Origin of the sequence: Streptomyces sp. NPDC048196, assembly GCF_040652715.1 — a bacterium.
GTDB classification, from domain to species: Bacteria; Actinomycetota; Actinomycetes; order Streptomycetales; family Streptomycetaceae; genus Streptomyces; species Streptomyces siderophoricus.
In genome coordinates this window covers 1-24,770 of sequence record NZ_JBEZMM010000023.1, presented here as the reverse complement: position 1 = coordinate 24,770, position 24,770 = coordinate 1, and the positions used below count along the sequence as shown (strand labels likewise).

14 protein-coding genes and 1 pseudogene are annotated in these 24,770 nt (G+C 72.9%); 13 read left to right on the top strand and 2 right to left on the bottom strand.

What is annotated here, in order from left to right; genetic code table 11:
• Window positions 1-975: 975 nt before the first annotated feature.
• The 6 genes from AB0E02_RS22125 (at window position 976) to AB0E02_RS22100 (ending at window position 10,709) form a co-directional block, all read left to right on the top strand.
• A complete protein-coding gene (locus AB0E02_RS22125) occupies window positions 976-2,499 on the top strand; it encodes a long-chain fatty acid--CoA ligase (RefSeq protein WP_362141874.1) in 1,524 nt (507 codons plus the stop codon).
• Window positions 2,500-2,655: 156 nt separating this feature from the next.
• Window positions 2,656-7,134 carry an aminotransferase class I/II-fold pyridoxal phosphate-dependent enzyme gene (locus tag AB0E02_RS22120; protein ID WP_362141872.1) on the top strand — a complete coding sequence of 1,493 codons (4,479 nt, stop codon included), beginning with the start codon at window positions 2,656-2,658 and terminating at the stop codon, window positions 7,132-7,134.
• A 9-nt stretch (window positions 7,135-7,143) separates the two neighbouring features.
• Window positions 7,144-8,412, top strand: coding sequence for an MFS transporter (locus AB0E02_RS22115; protein ID WP_362141870.1), 1,269 nt, complete (start codon window positions 7,144-7,146; stop codon window positions 8,410-8,412).
• Window positions 8,409-9,209 (top strand): class I SAM-dependent methyltransferase, encoded by an 801-nt coding sequence (locus tag AB0E02_RS22110; RefSeq protein WP_362141868.1) that lies wholly within the window; start codon window positions 8,409-8,411, stop codon window positions 9,207-9,209. Before AB0E02_RS22115 ends, AB0E02_RS22110 begins: the two co-directional genes overlap by 4 nt.
• A gap of 179 nt (window positions 9,210-9,388) precedes the next feature.
• Window positions 9,389-10,003 carry a hypothetical protein gene (locus AB0E02_RS22105; protein WP_362141866.1) on the top strand — a complete coding sequence of 205 codons (615 nt, stop codon included), beginning with the start codon at window positions 9,389-9,391 and terminating at the stop codon, window positions 10,001-10,003.
• Window positions 9,978-10,709, top strand: a complete 732-nt coding sequence (locus AB0E02_RS22100) for a Fic family protein (protein ID WP_362141864.1) — start codon at window positions 9,978-9,980, stop codon at window positions 10,707-10,709. Before AB0E02_RS22105 ends, AB0E02_RS22100 begins: the two co-directional genes overlap by 26 nt.
• Window positions 10,710-10,816: 107 nt before the next feature.
• Here AB0E02_RS22100 and AB0E02_RS22095 read toward each other — a convergent pair.
• Both AB0E02_RS22095 and AB0E02_RS22090 read right to left on the bottom strand, forming a co-directional pair.
• Window positions 10,817-11,467, bottom strand: a pseudogene (locus AB0E02_RS22095) (CPBP family glutamic-type intramembrane protease); the annotation flags it as partial.
• Between the two features lie 347 nt (window positions 11,468-11,814).
• Window positions 11,815-13,896 carry a protein kinase gene (locus AB0E02_RS22090; RefSeq protein WP_362141862.1) on the bottom strand — a complete coding sequence of 694 codons (2,082 nt, stop codon included), beginning with the start codon at window positions 13,894-13,896 and terminating at the stop codon, window positions 11,815-11,817.
• A 175-nt stretch (window positions 13,897-14,071) separates the two neighbouring features.
• Here AB0E02_RS22090 and AB0E02_RS22085 point away from each other — a divergent pair, with 175 nt between their 5' ends.
• The 7 genes from AB0E02_RS22085 (at window position 14,072) to AB0E02_RS22055 (ending at window position 24,559) form a co-directional block, all read left to right on the top strand.
• Complete coding sequence (locus AB0E02_RS22085; protein ID WP_362141861.1) at window positions 14,072-14,545, top strand: MarR family transcriptional regulator; 474 nt, start codon at window positions 14,072-14,074, stop codon at window positions 14,543-14,545.
• A 102-nt stretch (window positions 14,546-14,647) separates the two neighbouring features.
• Window positions 14,648-15,559, top strand: a complete 912-nt coding sequence (locus AB0E02_RS22080) for a hypothetical protein (RefSeq protein WP_362141859.1) — start codon at window positions 14,648-14,650, stop codon at window positions 15,557-15,559.
• A 159-nt stretch (window positions 15,560-15,718) separates the two neighbouring features.
• A complete protein-coding gene (gene bglX / locus AB0E02_RS22075; protein ID WP_362141857.1) occupies window positions 15,719-18,028 on the top strand; it encodes a beta-glucosidase BglX in 2,310 nt (769 codons plus the stop codon).
• Window positions 18,029-18,456: 428 nt separating this feature from the next.
• Complete coding sequence (locus AB0E02_RS22070) at window positions 18,457-19,335, top strand: glutathione S-transferase C-terminal domain-containing protein (protein WP_362141855.1); 879 nt, start codon at window positions 18,457-18,459, stop codon at window positions 19,333-19,335.
• Between the two features lie 72 nt (window positions 19,336-19,407).
• A complete protein-coding gene (locus AB0E02_RS22065) occupies window positions 19,408-20,499 on the top strand; it encodes a hypothetical protein (RefSeq protein WP_362141853.1) in 1,092 nt (363 codons plus the stop codon).
• 111 nt (window positions 20,500-20,610) lie between these two features.
• Complete coding sequence (locus tag AB0E02_RS22060) at window positions 20,611-22,299, top strand: CocE/NonD family hydrolase (protein ID WP_362141851.1); 1,689 nt, start codon at window positions 20,611-20,613, stop codon at window positions 22,297-22,299.
• A gap of 757 nt (window positions 22,300-23,056) precedes the next feature.
• Complete coding sequence (locus tag AB0E02_RS22055; protein WP_362141850.1) at window positions 23,057-24,559, top strand: glutamate synthase subunit beta; 1,503 nt, start codon at window positions 23,057-23,059, stop codon at window positions 24,557-24,559.
• The last annotated feature ends 211 nt before the right edge of the window (window positions 24,560-24,770 follow it).

Genomic DNA, 24,770 nt, shown 5'->3' with positions numbered 1-24,770 from the left:
GGGAGCGGGCCAGCAGCGGGTCTCCGTCATGCGCACGCCTCAAGGGCTACTGGCGCCACGGGCGGGGCCGAAGGGCCGGGCGAGGCGGCGCGGGGTGTCTACTCTCCCTGCCCGTGCACCACCCCCGGCCGCCCACACTTCTCCAGGAATCACCTGTACGGACGGCTGAACGGACCGCGCCGCGGGCCGTACCGACGGACAACGACGACCCGGCCGCCCGCCGGCCGGACCCGTCGCCCCATCAGTCCGCCTCGTACGGAAGGGCCTTCGGGTGCCGCTCATCACGCGGCTGCGTCAGCTCCTGGCCAGGGGGACGAACCGGCGCCGGAGGCGGGCCGTCACCGCAGTCCTCGCCGGACGTGCTCGGGTGCGGCGCGCTCGTCCTGCCGGACGACCTGATCCGCCTGCCGCCCGGCGCGTTCGTCCGGTGGCTCCATAACCAGCAGCGCTGCCGCACCGTCACCTCCAGCGACCGGCTCACCCTGACCCGCGCCGTCCGCCGGGCCGGGGCCTGGCGGACGGTCGGCATCACGTCGGGTGTCAGCCGGTCCTGGCCGGAGGGCCGCTTCCACGGCCTCGACACCGTCTGCCGGTCTTCCTCGGCGACCACCGCCGGTCCCCACCGTCACCGGCCGGCACGCCGGCCAGCATGTACCCGTGGCGATCGTCGCCCATGCCCCGGCCGTGCCGCGCCGGATCTCCGGCCGGGGCCGGTAGCCCGGCCTCCGGCCCGGACGCAGGACGCCGGTCCGGCGGGTGGACACCTTCCGCGACCGCTTCCTGACCGCCTACGGATCCCGGCCCGGCTCCGCCCACCAGGCGCGGAAGCGACCCGCGCCCGCCTCCGGAGCGACCGTCAACCCCCGGCGAAATCAAACCCCTTCGCCCCGTTGAGCATTGCTCAGCCGCTGCCTATGCTCGGCACGCACCGACGCACATCACGTGGAGTCGGGCCGCACCCCGCCAGGAGCCCGAATGAGCTTCAACCTCGCCATCGCTCTTCGTGAATCCCGCCGGAACCACCCGGACAAACCCCTGTGCCACCACGGCACGCGGACCACCACCTACGCCGGGGCCGACGAGACCTCCGGCCGGATCGCCGCGACCCTGCGCGCGCTGGGCCTGCAGCGCGGTGACGTGGTCGCCGTCCACCTGCCCAACGTGCCGGAGTTCCTGTTCGCCTACTTCGGCATCCTCAAGGCCGGCCTGGTCATGGTCCCGCTCAACCCCCTGCTGAGGACCCCCGAGATCGCCTATCACCTCACCGACTCCGGGGCCCGGCTGCTCCTGACCCACGAGGAGTTCGCCGACGAGGCGGTCAAGGGCGCCGAACTCGCCGGCGGCGTACCGGCGTACGTCGTCCCGGGGCCCGGCAGCGCGCGGCGGATCGCCGGCACCCGGCCCTACGACGAGCTCACCACCGCCGACGACACCGGCGAGATCGTGCCGGCCGACGCCGACGACACCGCCGTCCTGCTCTACACCAGCGGCACCACCGGCCGCCCCAAGGGCGCCGAGCTCACCCACTTCCAGCTCTACATGAACTGCACCGTCACCGGCGAGGTGTTCGGCTGCCGCCCCGACGACATCGCCCTCGCGGTGCTGCCGCTCTTCCACGTCTTCGGCCTCTCCGGCGTCCTCAACCTGGCCGTGCGGTACGGCGGGACGCTCGCCCTGGTCCCGCGCTTCGAGACCGGTGCGGTCCTCGACGCGCTCGAACGGCACCGCTGCACGATCTTCGCCGGTGTCCCCACCATGTACACGGCCCTCCTCCAGGCCGACACCTCCCACCGGGACCTGTCGGCGTTGCGCGTCGGGGCCTGTGGCGGCGCGCCGATGCCGGGGGAGACCATCCGGGCCTTCGAGGAGAAGTTCCCCGGCGTGGCCGTCCTGGAGGGCTACGGCCTGTCCGAGACGGCCAGCACCGCCACCTTCAACATCAGTGCCGAGCAGCGCAAGGTGCTCTCCATCGGCAAGCCGATCTGGGGCGTGGAGGTGCGGATCGCCGACGACACCGGTGTCGCGCTGCCGCCCGGTCCCGACCACGTGGGCGAGATCCTGATCCGCGGCCACAACGTCATGAAGGGCTACTTCCGGCGTCCCGAGGAGACCGCCGAGGCGTTGCGCGACGGCTGGCTGCACACCGGGGACCTCGGCTACCAGGACGACGACGGCTACTTCTTCGTCGTCGACCGCAAGAAGGACCTGATCATCCGTGGCGGCTACAACGTCTATCCGCGCGAGGTCGAGGAGGTCCTGTACGCCCATCCGGGTGTCGCCGAGGCCGCGGTCATCGGCCGCCCCGACGACCGGCTCGGCGAGGAGGTCGTCGCCGTCGTCGCGCTGCGCCGCGGTGTCCACACCACCCCCGAGGAACTCACCGCCCACTGCCGGCAACAGCTTGCCGCGTACAAGTACCCCCGGGAGATCCGGCTCGTCGACGCGCTGCCCAAGGGCCCCACCGGCAAGATCCTCAAGAAGGAGCTGCGCGCCCGGTGACGTGACCACCAGCGCCTCTCTGTCCATGCCTTTGGCATATGCCAATGACGCATGCCGTCATGCATATACAGAAAAGCGGACATAGTATCAAAAAGCGTCCAGGTTGATCCCGCAGGCGGTTGGCTTCCGTCCGGTCACGGGAGGAGGCGGTTCGCTTTGAGCCGCATACACCGCCTGATGACCGCGTATGTCATCTGCGTGATCCCGCCCACCGTGGTCTACCTGACGGTGCCTGCCGCACACACCGTCACCTGGGCCGCCATCGGCCTCGGCAGCGTCTGGGCCATCATCGCCGGGATCCGCATGCACCGGCCGGCCCACGCCTGGCCCTGGCTGGTGCTCGCCGCCGCGAACGTCACCTTCACCGCCGGCGACACCACGTACAACGTGCTCAACACGTTCCTGGACCAGGACAACCCGTTCCCCTCCCTCGCCGACGTCTTCTACCTGGCGACCTACCCCCTGTTCGCCGGCGGGCTGCTGGGCTTCATCCGCTACCGCCGGACCGGCCGCGACGTGGCGAGCCTGCTGGACGCGATGATCCTCACCTCCGGCCTGGCCCTGCTCTCCTGGGACTACCTGATCAACCCGTACACCACGGCCCCCGACATGACGTGGGTGCAGCGGACCATCTCGATCGCCTATCCCCTCGGCGACGTGCTGATGCTGGCGATGCTGGCCCGGCTGCTGACACCCGGCTCCGCGCGGACCCGGGCCGTCCAGTTCCTCACCCTCGGCACCTTCGGCATCCTCTTCTCCGACGTCCTGTACGGGCTCCTCCAGCTCAAAGGGGTCTGGCAGGTCGGCACGCCGATAGACCTGGGCTGGGTGGTCTTCTTCACCGCCTGGGGACTTGCCGCACTGCATCCGTCGATGGTGGAACTGACCGAGCGCACCCCCGTACGCCAGGCGGGCATCCACCCCCGGCGGCTCGTCGTGCTCGCGCTGACGTCGCTCATCGCGCCGGTGCTGCTCGTCCAGGAGGCCGTCCGTGGCGACCTGCACGACGTGCCCGTGATCGCGGTGTTCTCGGCCGTGCTCTTCCTGCTCGTGTTCGCCCGGCTGTCGGGACTGGTCGTGGTGCACCTGATGGCCGTGACCCGGGAACGCGGCCTGCGGGTGGCGGCCGCCGCGCTGGTGTCCACGTCCGGCGTCGAGGAGATCGCCCACTCGATCCGCCGGGCGGCCGGACCGCTCTTCGGCCCGGGGGTGGGCCACGAGGTCGCCCTGCTGACCCTCGTCCCCGGTGAGACGCGGCTGCGCACCGTGCCCACCGCCGCACAGCCGCACACCTGGACCGTCGACTGGCAGGACGAGCCGGCCGACGCCTGGCGCCCCCGGCTCCTGGCCCGCGAGACACAGATCGTGCGCGTCGCCGACCTCGGCCCGGAGGCCGCCGCGGAACTCGCCCCCCTGCCCAGCGCCCTGCTGTGCCCCCTGGCCGTCAGCAACGGCCCCGCCGGGGACTCCCTGATCGGCGCCCTGATCGTCGCCGGCACCGAGAAGAGCCTGGCCGAACGGTGGGGCTCCTTCGAGACCCTCGCCGCGCAGGCGGCCCTGGCGATGGAACGCGTCGCGCTCGGCCAGGAGATCAACCGGCGCAACAGCGAGGCGTACTTCCGCACCCTGGTGCACAACACCTCGGACGTCATCCTCATCCTCGACGACGACAACGCCATCCGCTATGCCAGCCCCTCAGCGGAGGGCATGTTCGGCCGCACCCCGCTCAACGGAGTGCGCCTCGCCGAGCTCATGACCGAACAGGACGGCGAACGCGCCCTGCGCGCCCTGGCCCGGATGCGCGACGACGACTGCCAGGACAGCCGCGACGACTGGCAGGTCCTGCACCGCGGCGGCGCGCGCATCGACGTCGAGGCCCGGTGCAGCAACCTGCGGCACGACGAGACCGTCCACGGCCTGGTCCTGACCCTCCGGGACGTGACCGAGCAGCGCAAACTCGAACGCGAACTCACCCACCGCGCCTTCCACGACGCGCTCACCGGCCTGCCCAACCGGCTGCTCCTCCTGGACCGGATCGAGCGAGCCCTGGTGCGCGGCCGCCGCGACGGCACCGTCGCCTGCGTCCTCTTCATCGACCTCGACGACTTCAAGGTCGTCAACGACACCAGCGGCCACTCCGTCGGCGACGAACTGCTGATCGCGGTGGCACGACGGCTGACCGGAACGATGCGGGCCAGCGACACCGCGGCGCGCCTGGGCGGCGACGAGTTCGGGGTGCTCATGGAAGGCGTGCGCGAGCCCGCCGACGCCGAAGCGCTCGGCGAGCAGGTCGTACAGAACCTCAACCAGCCCTTCCGGCTCTCCTCGCAGATGGTCAGCACCTCCGCCAGCGTGGGCATCGCCACCGCCCGGGACAGCGCCGACGCCGAGGAACTGCTCGGCCACGCCGACCTGGCCCTGTACGCGGCGAAGACGGCCGGCAAGCGGCAGTGGCGCCGCTACCAGGCGGGGCTGCACACCGGCATGCTCGAACGGCACGAACTCCGGTCCCGGCTGGAGGGCGCGCTGGACGCGGAGGCGTTCGACGTCCGTTACCAGCCCATCGTGGAGATCGAAACCGGCGCGCTCGCCGGCTTCGAGGCGCTGGCCCGCTGGCCGCACGCCCGGCGCGGCGCGGTGACACCCCACCAGTTCATCGCGCTCGCCGAGGAGACCGGGCACATCATGCCGCTCGGCGCCTGGGTGCTCCAGCAGGCCACCGCCAACCTCGCCCGCTGGCAGCGCGAGCTGCCCCGGCCGGACCCGCTGCACATCAACGTGAACGTCTCCGCCCGGCAGTTCCGCGACCCCGGCTTCCTCGACGAGGTCCGTGCCGTCCTCCGCACCACCGGAGTGGCCCACGGCTCCCTCGTACTGGAGTTGACCGAGACCGTCCTGATGCACTCCGACGAGCAGATCCGCGCGGTGATGAGGGCGCTCAAGGATCTCGGCGTGCGCATGGCGATCGACGACTTCGGCACCGGCTTCTCGTCGCTCAGCTATCTCCGGGAATTCCCCATCGACCTGCTGAAGGTCGACAAATCGTTCATCGACGACATCGGTGTCGACACCCAACAAGTCGCCCTGGTCGAGGGTATTGTGCGCATCGCCGACACGCTCGGTCTGCAGGTCATCGCCGAAGGCATCGAAGAGGACGTGCAACGGGACCGGCTCCTGGCCATGGGGTGCCGGTACGGGCAGGGCTATCTGTTCGCCCGCCCGATGACGGTGGACCAGGCGGAACAGCTGCTGCGGAGCACGGCCGAGAGCCGGGCCCCGTCCCTGGCCGGCAGCGCGGCGACCAGCCCGGTATCCCGCCGGACCACCGCACCCTCAGACCCACAGCGCACCGGTACCCGCCGGTCCGGGGCGGAGGAGGATCACGTGCACAAGGCACTGAGGACAACCGGCGGAGCACGACGCGATCCGCGGTGGGGCGAGCTCGACCGCCTGCGGCAGACCAACCCCATGTGCGACGCGGTCATCGACGAGGTGGACGGCCGGCACCTGCGCAGCGGCGACCACTGGCTCATCGACTTCGCCTCCTGCAACTACCTGGGCTTCGACCTCGACCCCGAGATCATGGCCGCCATCGAACCGCAGGTCCGGCGCTGGGGCACCCACCCCAGCTGGTCACGGCTGATCGGCAACCCCCGGCTCTACCCCGACATCGAGGACCGGCTCACCACACTGCTCCACGCCCCGGACAGCCTGCTGCTCCCGACCATCACCCTCATCCACGCCTCCGTGATACCGGTACTGGGCGGCGAGGGACACATCTTCGTCGAGGCCCGCGCGCACCGCACGGTCTACGACGGATGCCTGGTGGCCCGGGGTCAGGGCGCCACCGTGCAGCGCTTCCACGCCGACCGGCCGGACGAACTGGAGGTCCTGCTGCGCTCTGCGCCGCGCGGAGCCTCCCGCCTGGTGTGCCTGGACGGCGTCGACAGCATGACCGGAAACCTCCCCGACCTGCCCCTGCTCGCGGGCATCTGCCGACAGCGGGACGCCCTGCTCTACATCGACGACGCGCACGGATTCGGCGTCATCGGCGAGCGCGGCACCGACGAGACCTCCCCGTACGGCAGCCGCGGCAACTGCATCGTGCGGCACCTCGACGAGACCTACGACGGCATCGTCCTGGTCGGCGGCTTCTCCAAGGCGTACTCCTCGCTGCTGGCGTTCCTGGCCCTGCCGACATGGCTGAAGAACCACCTCAAGGTCGCCGCCGCGCCGTACCTGTACTCCGGGCCGTCCCCCACGGCGTCGCTGGCCACCGCGCTCGCCGGCCTCGACGTCAACGACCGGCGCGGGGACACCGTCCGCGCCGCCCTGCACCGCAAGACCGCCCGCGTCCTGGACCACCTCTACCTGCTGGGCATCGAGACCCCCAACGAAAGCGGACTGCCCATCATCGAGCTCCCGCTCGCCCGCGACTCCGACCTGGACGACGTCGGCCGGTTCATGTGGGACCGCGGCATCTACGTGACGCTGGCGGCGTACCCCCTCGTCCCGCGCAACCGGGTGGGCATCCGCATCCAGGTCACCGCCGCGAACACCGACGACGACATCGGCCGGCTCAACGAGACGATCTCCGCCCTGGCCGAGCGGTTCGCACTCCGGCAGAGGACCTGAATGCGCGTCATGGAGGATGCGGGCCGGGCCCGCCGGGTACGGCTGCTCACCCCGCTCGCCCACCGCGACTTCCGGGTCCTGTGGATCGGGATGAGCATCTCCCTGGTGGGCGACGGGGTGCTGCTCGTCGCCCTGGCCTGGCAGGTCTACACGCTGTCCGGCTCGCCCGGCGCGATGTCCGCGGTCGGCGTGGCACGGGCCGTCCCGCAGGTCGCGCTGGTGCTGCTCGGCGGCGTGGTCAGCGACCGCTTCGACCGCCGGCGCACCATGCTGATCAGCGACCTCGTCCGCTTCGTCTGCCTGCTCACGCTGGCCGTCCTGGCCCTCGGCGACGCCCTGGAGCTGTGGCAACTGATCGTCGTGGTCATGGTGTACGGCGGCGCCGCCGGCTTCTTCCCCCCGGCCTACGACGCCGTCGTGCCCACCCTCGTCCTGAAGTCCGAACTCGTCCAGGCCAACGCCCTCGACCAGTTCGTCCGCCCGGCCGCCGTCCAGATCGGCGGTACCGCGCTGGGCGGCATCCTGGTCGCCGGCATCGGCACCGGCGGGGCGTTCGCGTTCGACGCGCTCACCTTCGCCGTGTCCGTCGGCTGTCTGCTCTGCATCCGCCCCAAGCCGCCACCCGCCGGCGCCCGCGGCTCGCTCTGGGCCGACCTGCTCAGCGGCCTGGCGTACGTCCGGGCCAACAGCTGGCTCTGGGCCACCTTCGTCTCCGCCACCTTCGCCTACCTGCTCTTCCTCGGCCCGGCCGAGGTGCTGCTGCCCTACCTGGTCAAGAACGGGCTGCACGGCTCCGCCGCGGACCTGGGCGTGGTGCTCACCAGCGGCGGACTGGCGTCCGTGCTGGTCGCCCTGGCCGTCGGCCAGACCGGGGTACCGAGCAGGTTCATCACCTTCGTGTACGTCTCCTGGACGCTGGCCACACTCGCCGTCGCCGGGTACGGCCTGGCCACCCACTCCTGGCAGCTGGCGGTCGCCTGCGCCGCCGTCAACGGCTTCGAGACCGCCGGCCTGGTCGCCTGGGCCACCGCGAAGCAGCGGCTCGTACCGGGCGCCCTGCTCGGCCGGGTCTCCAGCGTCGAATGGTTCGTGTCGATCTCCCTGCTGCCGCTGTCCTACGCCCTGGCCGCGCCGGTCGCGGCCGCCGTCGGCGTCCGGGCGACCCTCATCGGCGCCGGCGTCCTCGGGGCCGTCGTCACCTTGGTCTTCCTCTACGTGCCGGGCGTACGCTCGGTGGACCGGGGCAGTGCGCCCCGCACCGCGAAAGAGGGCACATGAAAGAGCCCGCCGAACACCCGCCGGGACCGGTCCGCAACGACGACGCCGACTGGGACCACTGGCCGGTCCAGGACTACCTCGCGGAGAACTACCGCGAGATCCACCCCTGCGACGCGGCCGTCATCCGGCACCACTCCGCCTTCTACCGCCGGTTCGCGCCCGGCAGCATCGCCCGCTCCCTGGAATTCGGCGCGGGCCCCAACCTCTACCCGCTGATGCTCGCCGGCGCCGCCAGCCGGCAGGTGGACGCGGTCGAGCGCAGCGCGGCCAACGTCGCCTACCTGACCGGCCAGCTCCGCCACGGCCCCGACGAGAGCTGGCAGGCCTTCTACGCCTTCTGCCGCGAACTGGACCCCGCACTGCCCCCGACCGCCACCGAGGCCCTGGCCCGCGTCCGCGTCCTCCACGACGACGTCCGGACCCTGCCGGCCGGCACCTACGAACTCGCGTCGATGAACTTCGTGGCCGAGAGCATCACCGAGGACTTCGAGGAATTCGCGCAGCTCTGCCACACCTACCTCGCCACGGTCCGCCCGGGCGGCCACCTCGTCGCCTCCTTCATGGAGAACATGCCGACCTACCGCATCGGCACCGCCCCCGAATGGCCCGGCTGCCCGGTCGACGCCACCGTCCTCCGCGAGGTCTTCGGCCCCCGCACCGACGAACTCGTCCTCACCCACGTGGACCCCGACCCGACCCGCCCCGACTACGGCGACACCGGCATGGTGCTGCTCCGCGCCCGCACCGTCGCGAAGGACGGAAAAGCGGAGGCGGGCATGCGGAACGACCGGGCATAATCGGTCAACTGTCCTGTTCCCGGCCCCTGGAGCCCGCCACGTCCACCGAACCGCCCGAGCCGTATTCCCCGCCGCGCCCGCTGACCTGGCCCGAACTCGACCCGCAGCGCCACCCGTTCACCTTCGACGCGGCGGAAGAGGCCACCGTCACCGCCCTGATCAAGGAGTACGTCCCGCCCGTGCTGTCCGGCATGGACGGGTGGTGGCAGGGCGAGCGCTGGTGCGAGCGCCATATCCACCGGATCTTCCTGGAGCGCTACGGACTCTGGGCCCGGGAGTGGAACTGGACCGTCGGCCCGGCCGGGGGAGTGGTCGGCAGCTGGTGCTGCGGCCCCGTCTCGGTGACCACCCCCGACGAGACCGCCGCCCGGGCCGTCGCCGCCCTCCTGGAGTGGCGGGCCTGGCTGGAGGAACTCGCCGCCCGCTTCGGGGAGTTGGCGCCGCCCCCGGGTGCGACCCCGGAGGAGCGCAGCTGGCACCTGGAGCGGGCGGCGGTGCGGCTGGTGACCCGGGTACTGGACCGCACCGGCGCGGAGAGCGGCTGGTACGGCCAGTGCGCGCTCGCGCTGGAGTGGTTCCTGACCTCGACCGGGATGGACCAGGCGGCCGCGGGTGCGGCGGTGCAGACCGCCATCGGCGGGCGGTTCAGGAGCTGGGCCGCGCCCGGCCCGGCGCTGATCGATACGGTCGGCGAGGACCTGGCCGTCGGCCTGACCGGCCGGCCGCCCTACCGCGACCACCGCGAACACGCCCACCTGGAGGACTTCCATGACCGCCGGCACACCCGCCACTGACGCCGGGCCGCCCGCCCCGGCCGGCGATGCGACGGCCGCCTGGCACCGGGCCAGGGCACGGGTCGACTGGGCGCACACCGGCGCGTACGAGGCCGCCGGCCCGGTCGTGCCGGCCACGGACGGCTTCACCGCCTGGTGCGAGGGCCCGGTCGGCCGCCGCGACCCGGTCCGCGCCGGGCGGCTGCGGTCCGCCCATGTGCTGGTTCGCGCGGACGCGGCGCGCCGCGCCCCGCTCACCTTCGGTCTGCTGGCCGGCTGGCAGCGCCTGGTCCTCGGCACCCCCGACGCACCGTTCCGGACCGGCGACGCCTACGCGAAGAACGGCCGCGAACGCTACCCGCTGACCCCGCACACCTGCGCGGACCTCGCCCGTTGCCTGCGCGAGGGCGACGAGGCGGGCGTTCCGCTGCCCGCCCGCGCCGCCCGGGCCTTTCTCGACGTGGCCTTCCACCACCCCTTCCCGGACGGCAACGGTCGCGCCGCGCTGCTCGCCCTCACCTTCGTCCTGGCCCGCGAAGGCGTCGTCCTCGACGAGGTGGGCCCCCTCCAGACCACCCGCTACGCCGACGACCCCGACGGCGCCGCCGACCTCGCCGTACTCGTGGGGATCCTGGTCCGGGCGACCGAGCGCCGCGCGGCCCGCCCCCGCCTCCGGCCCGACAGCCACCGCGTCCCTACGAAGACCGCTGCCGTGAGCACCAGATAGCCCAGCTCCAGGACCGCGGCATGCGCCGGGGCCACGCTCGCCGACCAGCCCGCCGCGCGCTCGCGTCCCTCGAACACGACCCGGTTGACGCTCAGGAACGCCAGATGCGTACCGATCGCCGCCCACAGCGGCGCGCGGGCGGGAACGGTCCGGGCGGCCACCAGCGTCAGCCCGAACACTGCGAGCAGCACCAGATACGCCCACGGGTCCTGGCCGGCCGGCGTCGGGCCCACCGCCGGCGGATCCCCGCCCACCACCCGGGCCGTACCCGCCTGCACCACCGTGGACGCGGCCGGCACCAGCAGGAAGACCACCGTCGTCCCCAGCGCCGACACCACCCCGCCGAACCGGTCCCGCAACGCCGCCCAGGCCTGCCCGCGCAGCGTCGTCTCCTCCGGCAGGGCCTCCAGCAGCACCGCTACCAGCGCATTGCCCGTCAGGAACGCCCCCAGCGCCGCCGGGTCGAGACCGGACCACCGCACCCACCCGGCCGCCGTGCCCGCCCCGAGCACCAGGCCGGCACACGACACCGTGACGGCCAGCCCGCCCAGGAAGGCCCGCACCGCCGCGGCCGGCGGCCCGGCCCCCAGCCGGCGGCACCCCGCCCACCGCCCGGCCGACCGCAACGCCCGTACGCCGCCCACGGCCAGCACGCTCACCAGCACCGCGGGCAGCAACTGCCGCGCCCAGCCGTCCGCGCCGAGCGACCGCGCCAGCCGTTCCCCCAGCGCATTGCCCGCCCCCAGCGCGACCGCCATCACCGCACCGCCCAGCAGCGCCCGCCCGCACGCTCCCCAGCCCGACACCGCCGGGCGTGCCCCCGCGGTCCCGCTCCCGCTGCTCTTCGTCTCCACCGACGTACCGGCCATCGCCCTCGCGCTCCCTTCCCGCCCGGCGGGTGTCCCGGGACGTACGGATGCCCGCGTCCCCGGCGGTGAAGCGGCACCCGGGCGGGCATCCCCCGCACGCCCGGGGAAACCCTCCTGCGGGACGACCCGGCGCCGGCGGGAGCTACATCCCTCGGCGGTCACCCGTGGTGCGGCGGTCGTAAGCCGTCCGCGGGAGCGGTCACTGGGGGTCGGCGGCCGGGTCGGGTGGCGGCGGGTCAGGCGACCTTGGCGCAGATCATCGTCCGGCCGTCGTAGACGTTCCAGGAGTAGCGGTAGTGGCCGGGGTCGGCGGGGCACGCGTTGGTGCCCGCCGAGGCCGACAGGACGGCGGTGATCTGCATGATGTAGTTGAACGCCCGGGGCACCTTGTCGGCGTTGCAGTTCCACAGGGTGAGGAGGTTGGCGCCGCCGGGCCGGTTGCCGCTGTTCTTGGCGAGGAAGCACTGGCCCTTGCGGAACTGCCGCTCCACACACAGGTTGACGGTGGAGTAGTCCTCGGCGGAGTGCCACCAGCCGCCGCGCCCGCCGCCGGACGGGCAGCTCCCGGAGCCGGCGACGCGGGCCACCCGCAGATACGCGTTGGCCGCACCGCAGTCGACCCGCGACGGCACCGTACGGCTCCAACTCCCGTAGCCGTCCTGGTAGGCGTCCAGGCAGTCACCGGCCCGCACGGCCGCGAAGGCCTGGTCGACCGGGCCGGGCGTGCGGGTCGTGGCGACGGCTGTGGGCACGCCCCCGCTCCCGCCGCTGGTGGAGGTCCCGCCGGACGTCCCGCTCGACGAACTTCCCGAAGAACTCCCCGACGAGCTCCCCGAGGAACTGCTCGACGAGCTCCCCGAGGAACTGCTCGACGAGCCGCTCGACGTCCCGCTCGTCAGCCCGGAGCCGAGGGAGCTCCCGCCGCTGGTGTACGTCCCGCTCGTCGAGCTCCCCGAGGCGCTGCTGGACGAACCGGACGACGAACCGGCGGTGTCGGCGGCCTTCCAGGGCTGCCAGACGAACACCGTGAACGCGATGAGGACGAGCACCAGCCAGCCGCACCCGCCGGACGAGGAGCTGCTCCCGGAGGAGCCGCCGCCGGAGGCGGTCACCGGCTTCGGCGTCGCCTTCGCCGCCGGCTTCGGCGCCGGCTTCGGCGCGGGCTTGGGTGTCGGTGTCGGTGTCGAGGCGGGCTTGGGCTTGGGCTTCGCCTGTACGGGCCTGGGCTTGGGCTGGGGCGCCGGCCTGGGCTTCTGCTGTGCCGGTTTCGGCGTGGCCTTGGGCTTCGGCTCCGGTGCGGACTCCGGCGTGCCGGCCCGCTCCCGCTGCTCGGTGTAGACGCGGGTGGGCCCGGGCGGCGGCACCTTGCGCGTCCGCGCGTCGAGGGTGCGGTCCTCCGCACCGCCGTCCGCACGCAGGGCGCGCCCCTGCGCCTCGTACTCCTGGATCAGCGCGGTCCACCGCGGCGGCAGCCAGCGTTCGGCGCGGCGCGAGGTCGGTACCCGTTCCAGCCCTTCCTGGAACTCCCGCAGGACGTCGGCGGGCCGCGGACGCTCGTCCGGATCGATGGCCAGACACGGGCGGATCAGCGAGCCCAGTTCCTTGGGCAGCCCGGTGAGATCGAGGTCGCCGCGCTGGACGACGGCCAGCAGTCGGATCATGTCGCCGGTCTCCGGGTACGGCGGGCGGCCGACGGCGAGATGGAAGAGGGTGGCGCCGAGCGAGTAGACGTCACTGGCCGCGGTGGAGGGCTCGGCGCGCGCCTGCTCGGGTGAGGTGAAGGCGATCGTGCCCAGTGTCAGCGAGGTGCGGGTGAGGTCGTAGGCGTGCGAGATGCCGAAGTCGATGAGACGCGGTCCGGACAGCGGCAGCAGGAGGTTCTGCGGTTTGACGTCCCGGTGCACGATGCCCTCGTCGTGCAGGGCGACCAGGGCCTGTGCCGTTCCCGCGGCGATCCAGCGCACGGCCGTACCGGGCAGCCGTCCCGCGGTGCGGACGAGTTCGGACAGCGAGGGCGCGGGGATGTACTCGATCGCCATCCACGGCTGCTCGGCGTCCGGGTCGGCGTCGAGCACCCGCGCCGTATGGGGGCTCTCGATCCGCCGGGCCAGTGCCACCTCGCGGGCGAACCGGCGTCGGTCGGTGTCGCTGACCGCGCCCTCGGCGAGCAGCGTCTTGACGGCGACCAGCGATCCGTCGGCCGTGGACCGCCCCAGATAGATCCGCCCCATGCCGCCCGCACCGAGCCGCCCCAGCAGCCGGTAGTCACCGAGCCGCTGTGGGTCGTCGCCGAGCGGCCTGATTCCGATACCGGTCATGCCGTGCCCCCTGGTCCCCCTGCCATAGCACCGGTCAAACCCTGCCACGCCGAGGGGAGTTGAGGAAGCCGGAACCGCCTGCCCGCCTTGACCCCAAGTCGAGTTGAGGTTCTACGGTGGGCGCGTTGTTGATCAGCGAAGGGGCGCAGGAACCCGGAGAGGGGACTCAGGAGCCATGGCAGGCAAGGGGACCGTGACACTCAAGGACTACCCGGAGGAGGAACTGGCCGCCCAGCCCATCGGCGCATGGACCGGACAGGCGTACCGCCGGGTGGTCGGTGGCCTGCGCGCGCAGCTGGCGGTGGAGGACCTCACACAGCCGCACTGGTGGACGCTCAACCACGCGGCCGGGGCGCCCGGTACGTGGACCCGCGCCGCGCTGACCGAGCGGCTGCGACCGTATGACGACCTCGGCACCGACTTCGACGCCGTGTACGACGACCTGATCGCCCGGGGGTGGCTGACCGAGGACGCCGACGGCATGCGGCTGACCGAGGCGGGTGAGGCCGGACGGCTGCGCGCACACGAGCGCAACCTGCAGGTCCATCGGCGGACCCACGAAGGCATCGACACCGCCGACTTCGTGACCACCATCAACGTCCTGCGCCGCATCGTCGCCAATCTGGGCGGCAACGGAGATCTCCCCTGATCGTTGTGCTCTCCGGCGCCGCCGACCGCCCACCCCACCGCAGGAGGTGGTTCGTGGTCGGCGCCGCCGACGCCCTGATTCCCGGCGCGAGGAGACAGTCCGATGGCCCCTGCCCCGCACGACGGCGGTTCCGGTTCGCCCGCACGGATGACCCGTTTCGACGACCTCTACGACCAGCCGGACCCGCGCGCGTACTTCCGTGTGCTGGGCGCGCTGGACTACCGGACACCGCAGCACGCCCAGGGCGTCTTCCGCCGTCTCCTGCGCGCCGCCGTCGCCGCCGCCCCGGAGGACCGCGCCGCCGGCCGGCGGCCCGCGACCGTCCTGGACCTCTGCTGCTCGTACGGCATCAACGCCGCCCTGCTCAACCACGACGTGACCCTGGCGGAGCTCGCGGCCCACTACACCTCGGCGGCGGCCGCCGGCCTGAGCACCGCCGAACTCATCGAGCAGGACCGGCAGTTCTACGCCGCGCGCCGCCGCCCCGACGCGGTGCCCGTCGTCGGCATCGACATCGCCGCACCGGCCATCGGCTACGCCCGCGCGGTCGGCCTGCTGGACGCGGCGTTCGCCGAGAACCTCGAAACCGCCGAACCGAGCCCCGCGCTGCGCCGGGCCCTCGGCGGCCTGCGGCTGATCACGGTGACCGGCGGAGCCAGCTTCCTGTCCGCCCGTACCTTCCGCTCGCTGCTGGCGGAGGACGCGGCGCGGGAGGGCGGCCGGGACCTGCCGTGGGTGGCGGCCTTCGTCCTCCGCACCGGCTCCTACCGGCCGATCGCCGACGGCCTGGCCCGGCTCGGGCTGACCACCGAGAAGGACGGCACCCGGACCTATCCGCAACGCCGGTTCACCGACGCCGACGAGCAGAAGTACGCCGTCGCCGCGGTGACGGCGGCCGGTGACGATCCGTCGGGCAAGGAGTCCCTCGGCCACTTCCACACGACCCTGTACGTCTCCCGGCCCGCCGCCCAGGCGGCCGCCCAGCCGCTGAGCACCCTGCTGCCCACCCCGTGAACGTACATCTCATGAATCAGTGGCCCCCCACGGCCCGCGCTTCATGTTCAACCCATTGACCCCGTGCCGGTGCCTCGCTTAACTGCCGTACGCCATCAGCGCGTTGAATCGCCACGCCGGCGCATGTCGGCGGCGTGCCCACGCAGTGAGGAGTCGCCGGTGTCCGGTTCCGGATCGATCAGCCGTCGTCACATCTTCAAGGCATCCGCCGGGGCCGCGGTCCTCGTGGGGACGGGCGCGGGCCGCACCCTCCCCTCGTCCACCGCCGCCGAGACACCCCGTACCACGGCGCGAGCGCCCCGCGACCCGAAGACCGAACGCCGGGTCCGGGCGCTGCTGGCCAAGATGACGGTCGAGGAGAAGTTCGGCCAGCTCCAGCAGCTGACCTGGCACGCCGACACCGGCCCGGGCGACGGCCAGAACAAGGAGTGCGCCGAACTCGCCGCCAAGGGCCTGCTGGGCTCGGTGCTCAACCTCACCGGCGTCGAGAAGTGCAACGACCTCCAGCGCGCGGCCGTGGAGACGTCACGGCTGGGCATCCCGCTGATCTTCGGCCAGGACGTCATCCACGGCTACCTCACCACCTTCCCGATACCCCTCGCCCAGGGCAGCAGCTTCGACCCCGGCGTGGTCACCGCCGACGCCGAGACCAGCGCCCGCGAGGCCGCCTCGCAGGGCATCCACTGGACGTTCGCGCCCATGGCGGACGTCAGCCGGGAGCCGCGCTGGGGACGGGTGGCCGAGGGCAGCGGCGAGGACCCGTACCTGACCGCGAAGCTGACCGCCGCCAAGGTCCGCGGCTACCAGGGCGCGGACTACGCCGCCGGGGACCGGCTCGCCGCCTGTGCCAAGCACTTCGTCGGCTACGGCTTCCCCGAGGGCGGCCGCGACTACAACACCGCCGACCTCTCCGAACGGCGGCTGCGCGACGTCTGCCTGCCGCCCTTCAAGGCCGCCGTGGACGCCGGCGTCGCCACCGTCATGGCGTCCTTCAACACCGTGGCCGGCGTCCCCGCACACGCCAACCGGCACACCCTGACCGACATCCTGCACGAGGAGTTCGGCTTCGACGGCTTCGTCGTCGGCGACTACACCGGCGTCCAGGAACTCATCGCGCACGGCATCGCCGCGGACGGCGCCGACGCCGCCCGGCTCGCCCTGGGCGCCGGCGTCGACATGGAGATGGTTTCGACGACCTACGCCGAGCACGGCAAGAAGCTGCTCGCCGAGGGGAGGATCAGCCACGAGCGGCTGGACGACGCGGTCGCCCGGGTGCTGCGCGTCAAGTTCCGCGCCGGCCTCTTCGAGCGTCCCTACGTCGACGAGGCCGCGGAGATCACCGCACCGAGCGCCGCGGCCCGGAAGGCGGCCCGGACCGCGGCCGCCCGCTCCATGGTCCTGCTGCGCAACGAGAAGCACACCCTGCCGCTCACCACCCGCACCGGCTCGATCGCCGTCATCGGCCCGCTCGGCGACGACACCAAGGAACTGCACGGCACCTGGGCGAGCATCGGCGCCGCCCTGTTCCCCGCGGTGTCCGTCCTGGACGGCATCAGGCAGGCCGCTCCCTCCGCCACCGTGCGCTTCGCCCGCGGATGCGCGGTGGAGGGCGACGACACCGGTGCCTTCGACGAGGCGGTGGCCGTGGCCCGGGCCGCCGACGCCGTGGTCGCCGTGGTCGGGGAGAAGGCCGCACAGAGCGGCGAGGCGGCCGCCCGCAGCGACATCACCCTGCCCGGCGTCCAGGCGCAGCTCGTGGCGAAGCTGGCCGACACGGGCAAGCCCCTGGTCGTCGTGGTCCTCTCGGGCCGTCCGCTCGTCCTCACCGGCGTCGCCGACCGCGCCGACGCGGTCCTCCAGGGCTGGCACCCCGGCATCGAAGGCGGCCACGCCGTCGCTGACCTCCTCTTCGGCAAGGTCAACCCCGGCGGCAAGCTACCGGTGACCTTCCCCCGCTCGGTCGGTCAACTGCCGCTGTACTACGCGCACGAGAACACCGGCCGCCCCTTCGACCCGGACAACAAATACACCTCGAAGTACCTCGACCTCCCGCACACCCCGCTCTACCCCTTCGGCCACGGCCTCAGCTACACCACGTTCGCCTTCTCCGGCCTGGAGCTGTCGGCCGAGGTCCTGCCGGCGAGGAGCGTCACCGACGGCGGGGCGACGGTCCGCGCCGCCGTACGGGTCGAGAACACCGGCACCCGCGCCGGCGACGAGGTCGTCCAGCTCTACCTCCGCGACAAGGTCGCCAGCGTCGTCCAGCCGGTCCGCAGACTGGTCGGCTTCTCCCGCGTCCACCTGAGGCCGGGGGAGCGGCGGACGGTCCGCTTCACCCTCGGACGCCAGGAACTGGGCTTCCACACCAACGACCCGCGCGGCGAATTCCGCGTCGAACCAGGGGAGTTCGAGCTCTACGCGGACAACAGCTCCCAGGCCACCCTGAGGACGGGTTTCCTCCTGACCTGACACCGGGGGCCGCGGCCGCCGGTGCGCGAGGCACCGGTGGTTCGCGGCTGTTTCCCGGCCCGGACGCATGCGCCACCGCGGCCGTGGACAGGCTCTTGACGCGGCTCCGGCCGCGCCTCGACACTCAGGGGCGGGAACCCTGGCGAACAGGTGGGAAATCATGGGGCACGCAGGGCTGGGCACCGCTCGCGCGCACGGCGCGATCCAGCCGCTTCCCCTTCTGACGTCGCGTCGCCACATCGATCTGCTGCGCGTCTGCAGCGCGGCGAGTTCGCTCCCCCGAAGCCGGTAGACCGCCGGGCAACGGCCCGCCGAGCCGGCCGGCAGCGGCCCGTCGGCGCCCGTGCAGTGCTGCCCTGCCGCCGTGCGGGCCTGCGCACTTCCGCGCCCCTCGCCACTTCAGAGCACCCCGGATCCCAGGGAGCCGTATGTCCACCCCGTCCCAGACCGTCGTCCCCTCCCTCCGCGGCAGGATCGGTGGTGACGCCCGCAGCGGCCACTACCCCGTGCCGCACCGCTACCGCCTGCATCTGACGCGGTCCTGTCCGCAGTCCTTGCGCATCGCCGTCGCGCACGGCCTGCTCGGCCTCGGCGAGACCCTCCCGCTGACGCTGCTGCCGGCCGTCCCCGACGGCCCGGAAGGCGAATACGCCGCCTTGCGCCCGCTGTACGAGGCCAGTTCCCACCAGCACCCCGGACCGGCGGCCGCCCCGGTCCTCAGCGACGGCTGGACCGGCCGGATCGTCAGCGCGCACGCGCCGGACATCCTGCGGGACCTGGCCGGGCGATTCAGCGGCGAGGGCCCCGAGCTGTACCCGGCCCACGCCCGCGACGACATCGAGGAGGTCGCCCGGCTCTGCGAGCACGAACTCCACGAGGCCGCACAGCGCGCCGGCCGGCTCGGCATCGGCAGTTCCGGCCACCAGGAGGCGCTGGAGACGCTGTTCCGGGCACTGGACGGACTGGAGCGGCGCCTGGCCGGCCGGGACCACGTACTCGGCGGTGGACTCACCCTCGCCGACGTCCATGTGTGGGTCTCGCTGGTCCAGCTCGACACCGTCCACCGCTGGCATCTGGACGCCACGGCGGTGCACCGGATCGCCGGGTACCGGCGGCTGTGGGCGTACGCACGGCGGCTGGCCGCGCTGCCCGCCATCGGCTCCCACCTGGACCTGGACGGTATCGCCCGCCGGCACCACGCGCGCTGCCAGGGGCAGGAGGCCGCCGGGGCGGCGGTGCAGATCGTGGACTGGGCGGCGCACGTTCCCGTGACCTCTCCCTCGCGTCCGACTCAACCGACGGGTTGACGCCGCCGCCCGGACCCCCCACGTACGCTTCCTTCGTCGAAGCGGCCGGGGGCCGGGAAGGAGCGGACGACGGTGCGTCTACTGCTGGGGATCGCCGGTGCGGTCATCGTGCTCGGGGTGTTCTCCTCGGTGCTGCACTCGCTGGTGATCCCCCGGCCGACGCCGTCCGGCCTCGGCCGGATCGTCCAGCGGCTGGTCCACCGGCCGTTCCGGCTGCTGGCCGACCGCCTGCCGAGCGCGGAGGCCAAGGACCGGGTGCTCGCCCCGATGGCGCCGCTGGCCATCGTCGTCACCCTGATCACCTGGCTGGGCTGCTTCCTGATCGGGTACGCCCTGCTGGAGGCGGCGGTGAGCCGGCTCGGCGTCAGGGAGGCGCTGACCGAGTCCGGTTCCTCGCTCTTCACGCTCGGTTTCGCCAGCGGTGACCGCGCGACGCTGAACGCCATCGACTTCTGCGCCGCCGTCACGGGCCCGATCGTGATCGGCCTCCAGATCGGCTATCTGCCCGCCCTCTACGGCGCTTACCAACGCCGGGAGACCGAGGTGACGCTGCTGCAGGCGCGCGCCGGAAGCCCGGCCTGGGGACCGGAGATCCTGGCCCGCTACGCGCAGGTGGAGCTGCTGGACATCCTCACCGAGCTGTTCCGCACCTGGGAGCGGTGGAGCGCGGACGTGAGCGAGAGCCACACGACGTACCCGGTCCTGATCCACTTCCGTTCCCCGAAGGTGACCCGCAACTGGCTGATCGCCCTGCTGGCCGTGATGGACGCCGCGGCCCTGCGACTGTCCTTCAACCCCTCCCAGCCGCAGGCCGAGGTGCGGATGGCGCTGCGCGCCGGCTTCGTCTGCCTGCGCGAGATCGCCACCATCGAGGGCATCGCCTACGACCAGGACCCGCACCCCGACGACGCGTTGCAGCTGAGCCACGAGGACTTCCTGCGGGGCGTCGAGCGGATGGCGGCCCAGGGCTATCCCATGGAGCGCACCCCGGAGGAGGCATGGCCGCACTTCCGCGGCTGGCGGGTCAACTACGAAGCGCTCGCCTACCGCCTGGCCCGCGACATCGAGGCGGTCCCGGCCCCCTGGTCCGGGTCCCGCCGCAGGGAAGTGACCATCCGCACCCCGCTCACCCCGGTCGACCGGCGCCCGGTTACCAGTGAGTAAGTTTGGCTGATCATCGCCTCCCGGGGCCGATCATGCGCCCGTACGCTCACCAGCACCGCAACCGGATGGGTGTCACCGTGGCACGGCGGTCAGAATTCCGATGGAGCATCGATGGCGCGATCCCGCCGTACCCACCGCAGGCCCCACGGCCACCGGCACCGAGCAACAACTGCCTTACTCGTCACGGCACTTGGCGTCGGCGCCGGTCTCACCACCGCTCCCGCCTCGGCGGCGCCGGCGCCCGCCCACCGACCCGCTGCCACCGCCACCGCGCAGCTCGGCCACCCCTCGTTCCGGCTCGCCGACATCCCCATGAAGGACGGCACCGTCCTCAAGGCCGATGTGTTCACCCCGGCCCCCGGCACCCCCGGCGCCGACCGTAAGGGCCACTACCCCCTCGTCGTGCAGCCGGCCAGCTGGGGGCAGAACGACCTGGAGTACGTCGCCCAGGGCAAGCAACTGGCCGCCGCCGGCTACATCGCCGTCACCTACACCGTGCGCGGCTTCTGGCGCTCCGGCGGACAGGTCGACGTCGCCGGCCCCAAGGACGTCTCCGACGTCTCCTCGGTCATCGACTGGGCCCTCGCCCACACCCCGGCCGACCGGCAGCGCATCGGCATGGTGGGACTCTCCCTCGGCGGCGGAATCACCCTCATGGGCGCCGCGTCCGACCCCCGGATCAAGGCGGTCGCCGCCATGAGCGGCTGGGGAGACCTCACCAACTCCCTGTACAGCGGCGGCACTCGACACCTCCAGGCCGCCGCCCTCCTCGCCGCCATCCAGGCGCCCACCGGCCGCCGCAGCCCCGAATACGGCCGGATGCTGGCCGACCTCTTCGCCGGCCGGGACATGCCCAAGGTGGTCCGCTGGGCGGACACCAGGTCCCCGGCCACCTACGTGAACCGCCTCAACGCCCACGGCACGGCCGTCTTCCTCGCCCACGCCTGGGGCGACAGCTTCTTCAACCCCAGCCAGCTGACCGCCTTCTACCAGCGGCTGACCGGCCCCAAGCGGCTCGAACTCCGCCCCGGCGACCACGCCACGCAGGAGCTGACGAGCCTGCTGGGCCTGGACAACCCGACCTGGAAGAGCGCCCGCCACTGGCTCGACCGGCACCTCAAGGGCACCGGCGGCGGCCCCGGCCCGCGGCAGTCGGTGGACCTGGAAGTCCGCCCGAACGGCAACCACGAGAGCTACCCGGACTGGCGCGCCATCAGCTCCCGCACCGCCCACCTCCGCCTGGGCAGCCCGGGCCCGCTGGAGACCGGCGCGCTCGGCGGCACGGCGGCCGGACCCGGCTGGCGGAAGTCCGTCGTCGGCGGCACGGATTCCGGCGCGGACGGCGGCGTCGCCCTCCTCGCCGGGGCGCTCGACCAGGTCGCCGCCCTGCCCCCGACCGTCATCCTCCCACTGCTGCCCCGCAGTTCGGCCGCCGTCTGGCAGTCGGTGCCCTACGCCTCGGCCCAGCACCTCCGCGGCGCCGCCCGGGTGCACACCCAGGTCACCGCCGCCGCACCGGACGGCACCGTGTTCGGCTACCTCTACGACGTCAACTCGCTGGGCATCGGCAAGCTCATCTCGCACGCCCCGCAGAGCTGGTCCGGCAAGAAGCCGGGCCGCGCTTTCCCGCTCGACCTCTCCCTCTTCACCACCGCCTACGACCTGCCCGCCGGGCACCGGCTGGCGCTGGTCCTGGACACCAAGGACCCGATGTACGCCGGCCGTACGCCACGGGGAAGCAGCGTGTCCTTCGGCTCCACCACGGCCGATCCGGCCGAGCTGACCCTGCCCTTGCGCTGACCGGACCCGCCGCAGTACGGGCAGCACCGGCACGGCGGACGACGGCCCGCGGCGCGTACTGCGGCTGTCGGGGGAACCCTGATCCGGGCGCGCGTGGTGCGTGGCATCAAGAATTGCAGGGTGCAAGGGTTGCTGCGGGCCGTCACCGGACCGGCCGGCCGTCTGTCTCCCGGGTCCTTTCGGCCTGCCGTCCGGTGACACCGCGCCCCGCCCCGGGGACCGACCGCGGAGCGGCTCCCCTCCCGCCGGTCTCGGCCCCCGCCCCGGCCGCCGCCGCAGTGCTTCCCCCGCGGCGCACCGGCGGACTGCACCGGGGCGCAGCGGGCCGAGGCGCCGGACTAGCGCCTCGGCCTCGCCGCGGGCGCCGCGGCCGAGCGCGGCGCCGCCACGTTCGGGGCCGGCACGGCCAGGCGGGCCAGCCGGATCCCGCCCTCCGCGGCGACCCGGCGCAGACTGCGGATCCCCTCACGCCCCCGAGAAGGGCAAAGGGCGGCCCGGGCCCTTGGCCTGCGCCTTTACACGCCACAGGCACCGAATGATCGACGCCCGGAGGGCCCACGCCGTACGGGAACGCGACCAAGCCCATCCCCGCCCCGCACACCGCGGACCGACAGGAGGGAGCCAGGAGAGAGTCAGAAGGGAGCAAGGAGGAAGCCAGGAGGGAGTGCCGCCGGGGCCAGCCACCCGCCGTCCGATGAAAGCGGCACCCGTCAGGCGTAGGCTGGCCGGAACGCCGCAAGTGCGATGGAGGCGGCGCATGACCGACCCTTACGGATTCCTCAGGACACCGCGGCGGCCCGTCCCGCCGCGACCCGTAGAGGAGCGGCTGAACGACTGGCACGAGGTCTACGCGGGCCAGGCGCTGCTCCCCCTCGTGTCCGAGCAGGCAGGGCGTTGCATGGACTGCGGCATACCGTTCTGCCACAACGGCTGCCCGCTGGGAAACCTCATCCCCGAGTGGAACGCGTACGCCTCGCGCGGCGACTGGCGGGCCGCCGCGGAGCGGCTGCACGCCACGAACAACTTTCCCGAGTTCACCGGGCGGCTGTGCCCGGCGCCCTGCGAGGAAGCCTGCGTACTGGCCCTCAACGCCGATCCGGTGACGATCAAGAATGTCGAGCAGGCCATCGCCGACGAGATCTGGGAGCGCGGTTACGCACCCCCGCACCCGCCGCACCGGCTCAGCGGGAAGACCGTCGCGGTCATCGGCTCCGGCCCCGCCGGGCTGGCCGCGGCACAGCAGCTCACCCGCACCGGCCACACCGTCGTCGTCTACGAACGCGCCGACCGCCTCGGCGGACTGCTGCGGTACGGCATCCCCTCGTTCAAGATGGAGAAGCACCACATCGACCGCCGGATCGAGCAAATGCTGGCGGAGGGCACCAAGTTCCGCACCGGCGCCGACGTCGGCGGCGAGCTGGACGCCCGTGAGCTCCGAAGGCGCCACGACGCGGTCATCATCGCCGTCGGCGCCGGCGAACGGCGGGAACTCCCGGTGCCCGGCCGCGAGTTGGCCGGCATCCACCAGGCCATGGACTATCTGACCTTCGCCAACCGCGTGGTGGAGGGCGACTACGCCACACCGCCGGTCACCGCCGAGGGCAGACACGTGGTGATCGTCGGCGGCGGGGACACCGGCTCGGACTGCCTGGGCACCGCACTGCGCCAGGGTGCGTCCACCGTGGTGCAGCTGGACATCAACCCGGAGCCGGGCCGCGAACGGACGGAGGCCCACCCCTGGCCGACGTACCCGAAGGTCTACCGGATCTCGCACGCCCACGAGGAGGCCCGGGGCCGGGAGGGCACCGATCCGCGGCTGTTCTCCTCCGCGACCCTGGCCTTCGAGGGGGACCCGGCGGGCCGGGTGTGTGCGCTGCACCTCACCGAGGTCGAACCGCAGGCCCGGCGACCGCTGCCGGGCAGCGAACGGGTGCTGCCGGCGGAACTGGTCCTGCTCGCCCTCGGCTTCTCCGGCCCGGAACGGAACAGCGGCCTGCGGACGCAGTACGGGCTCGCGCTCGACGACCGCGGCAACTTCGCCCGGGACGGCACCTTCGCCGCCGAAGGTGCCGAAGGCGCCGAGGGCGCCGAGTGTGCCGAGGGCGTGTTCGTCGCGGGCGACGCGGGACGCGGACAGTCCCTCGTCGTCTGGGCCCTCGCGGAAGGCCGGGCCGCCGCGGCCGCCACGGACCGCTACCTGACCGGCGCCACCACACTGCCGGCCCCGGTCACGGCACATGACCGGCCACTTGTTGCCTGACGTTTCGCTGCGCTTGGCTTTTCTCCCACGTACTTGGCTTTCCCGCCGCGGGGCTTGGTCGCCGTTGCGCTTTGCGGCGCCCCGTACGTAGCCGTCTGCTGCGCCGCGGTTGTTGTTCGCCGTTGCGCCTGCGGCGGGCTGGGTTGTTGTTGGGTGCGGTGACTGGCCTGCGGGGCCTTGTTCGTGGACTGCTGTCGCTTTACGTCCACGA

Bases quoted from the DNA above. Each gene is read 5' to 3' on its own strand.
- AB0E02_RS22110 (WP_362141868.1), top strand. From the start codon at position 8,409: ATGAAAGAGCCCGCCGAACACCCGCCGGGACCGGTCCGCAACGACGAC.
- AB0E02_RS22085 (WP_362141861.1), top strand. From the start codon at position 14,072: ATGGCAGGCAAGGGGACCGTGACACTCAAGGACTACCCGGAGGAGGAA.
- AB0E02_RS22115 (WP_362141870.1), top strand. From the start codon at position 7,144: ATGGAGGATGCGGGCCGGGCCCGCCGGGTACGGCTGCTCACCCCGCTC.
- AB0E02_RS22080 (WP_362141859.1), top strand. From the start codon at position 14,648: ATGGCCCCTGCCCCGCACGACGGCGGTTCCGGTTCGCCCGCACGGATG.
- AB0E02_RS22055 (WP_362141850.1), top strand. From the start codon at position 23,057: ATGACCGACCCTTACGGATTCCTCAGGACACCGCGGCGGCCCGTCCCG.
- AB0E02_RS22090 (WP_362141862.1), bottom strand. From the start codon at position 13,896: ATGACCGGTATCGGAATCAGGCCGCTCGGCGACGACCCACAGCGGCTC.
- AB0E02_RS22100 (WP_362141864.1), top strand. From the start codon at position 9,978: ATGACCGCCGGCACACCCGCCACTGACGCCGGGCCGCCCGCCCCGGCC.
- AB0E02_RS22060 (WP_362141851.1), top strand. From the start codon at position 20,611: ATGGCGCGATCCCGCCGTACCCACCGCAGGCCCCACGGCCACCGGCAC.
- AB0E02_RS22070 (WP_362141855.1), top strand. From the start codon at position 18,457: ATGTCCACCCCGTCCCAGACCGTCGTCCCCTCCCTCCGCGGCAGGATC.
- AB0E02_RS22125 (WP_362141874.1), top strand. From the start codon at position 976: ATGAGCTTCAACCTCGCCATCGCTCTTCGTGAATCCCGCCGGAACCAC.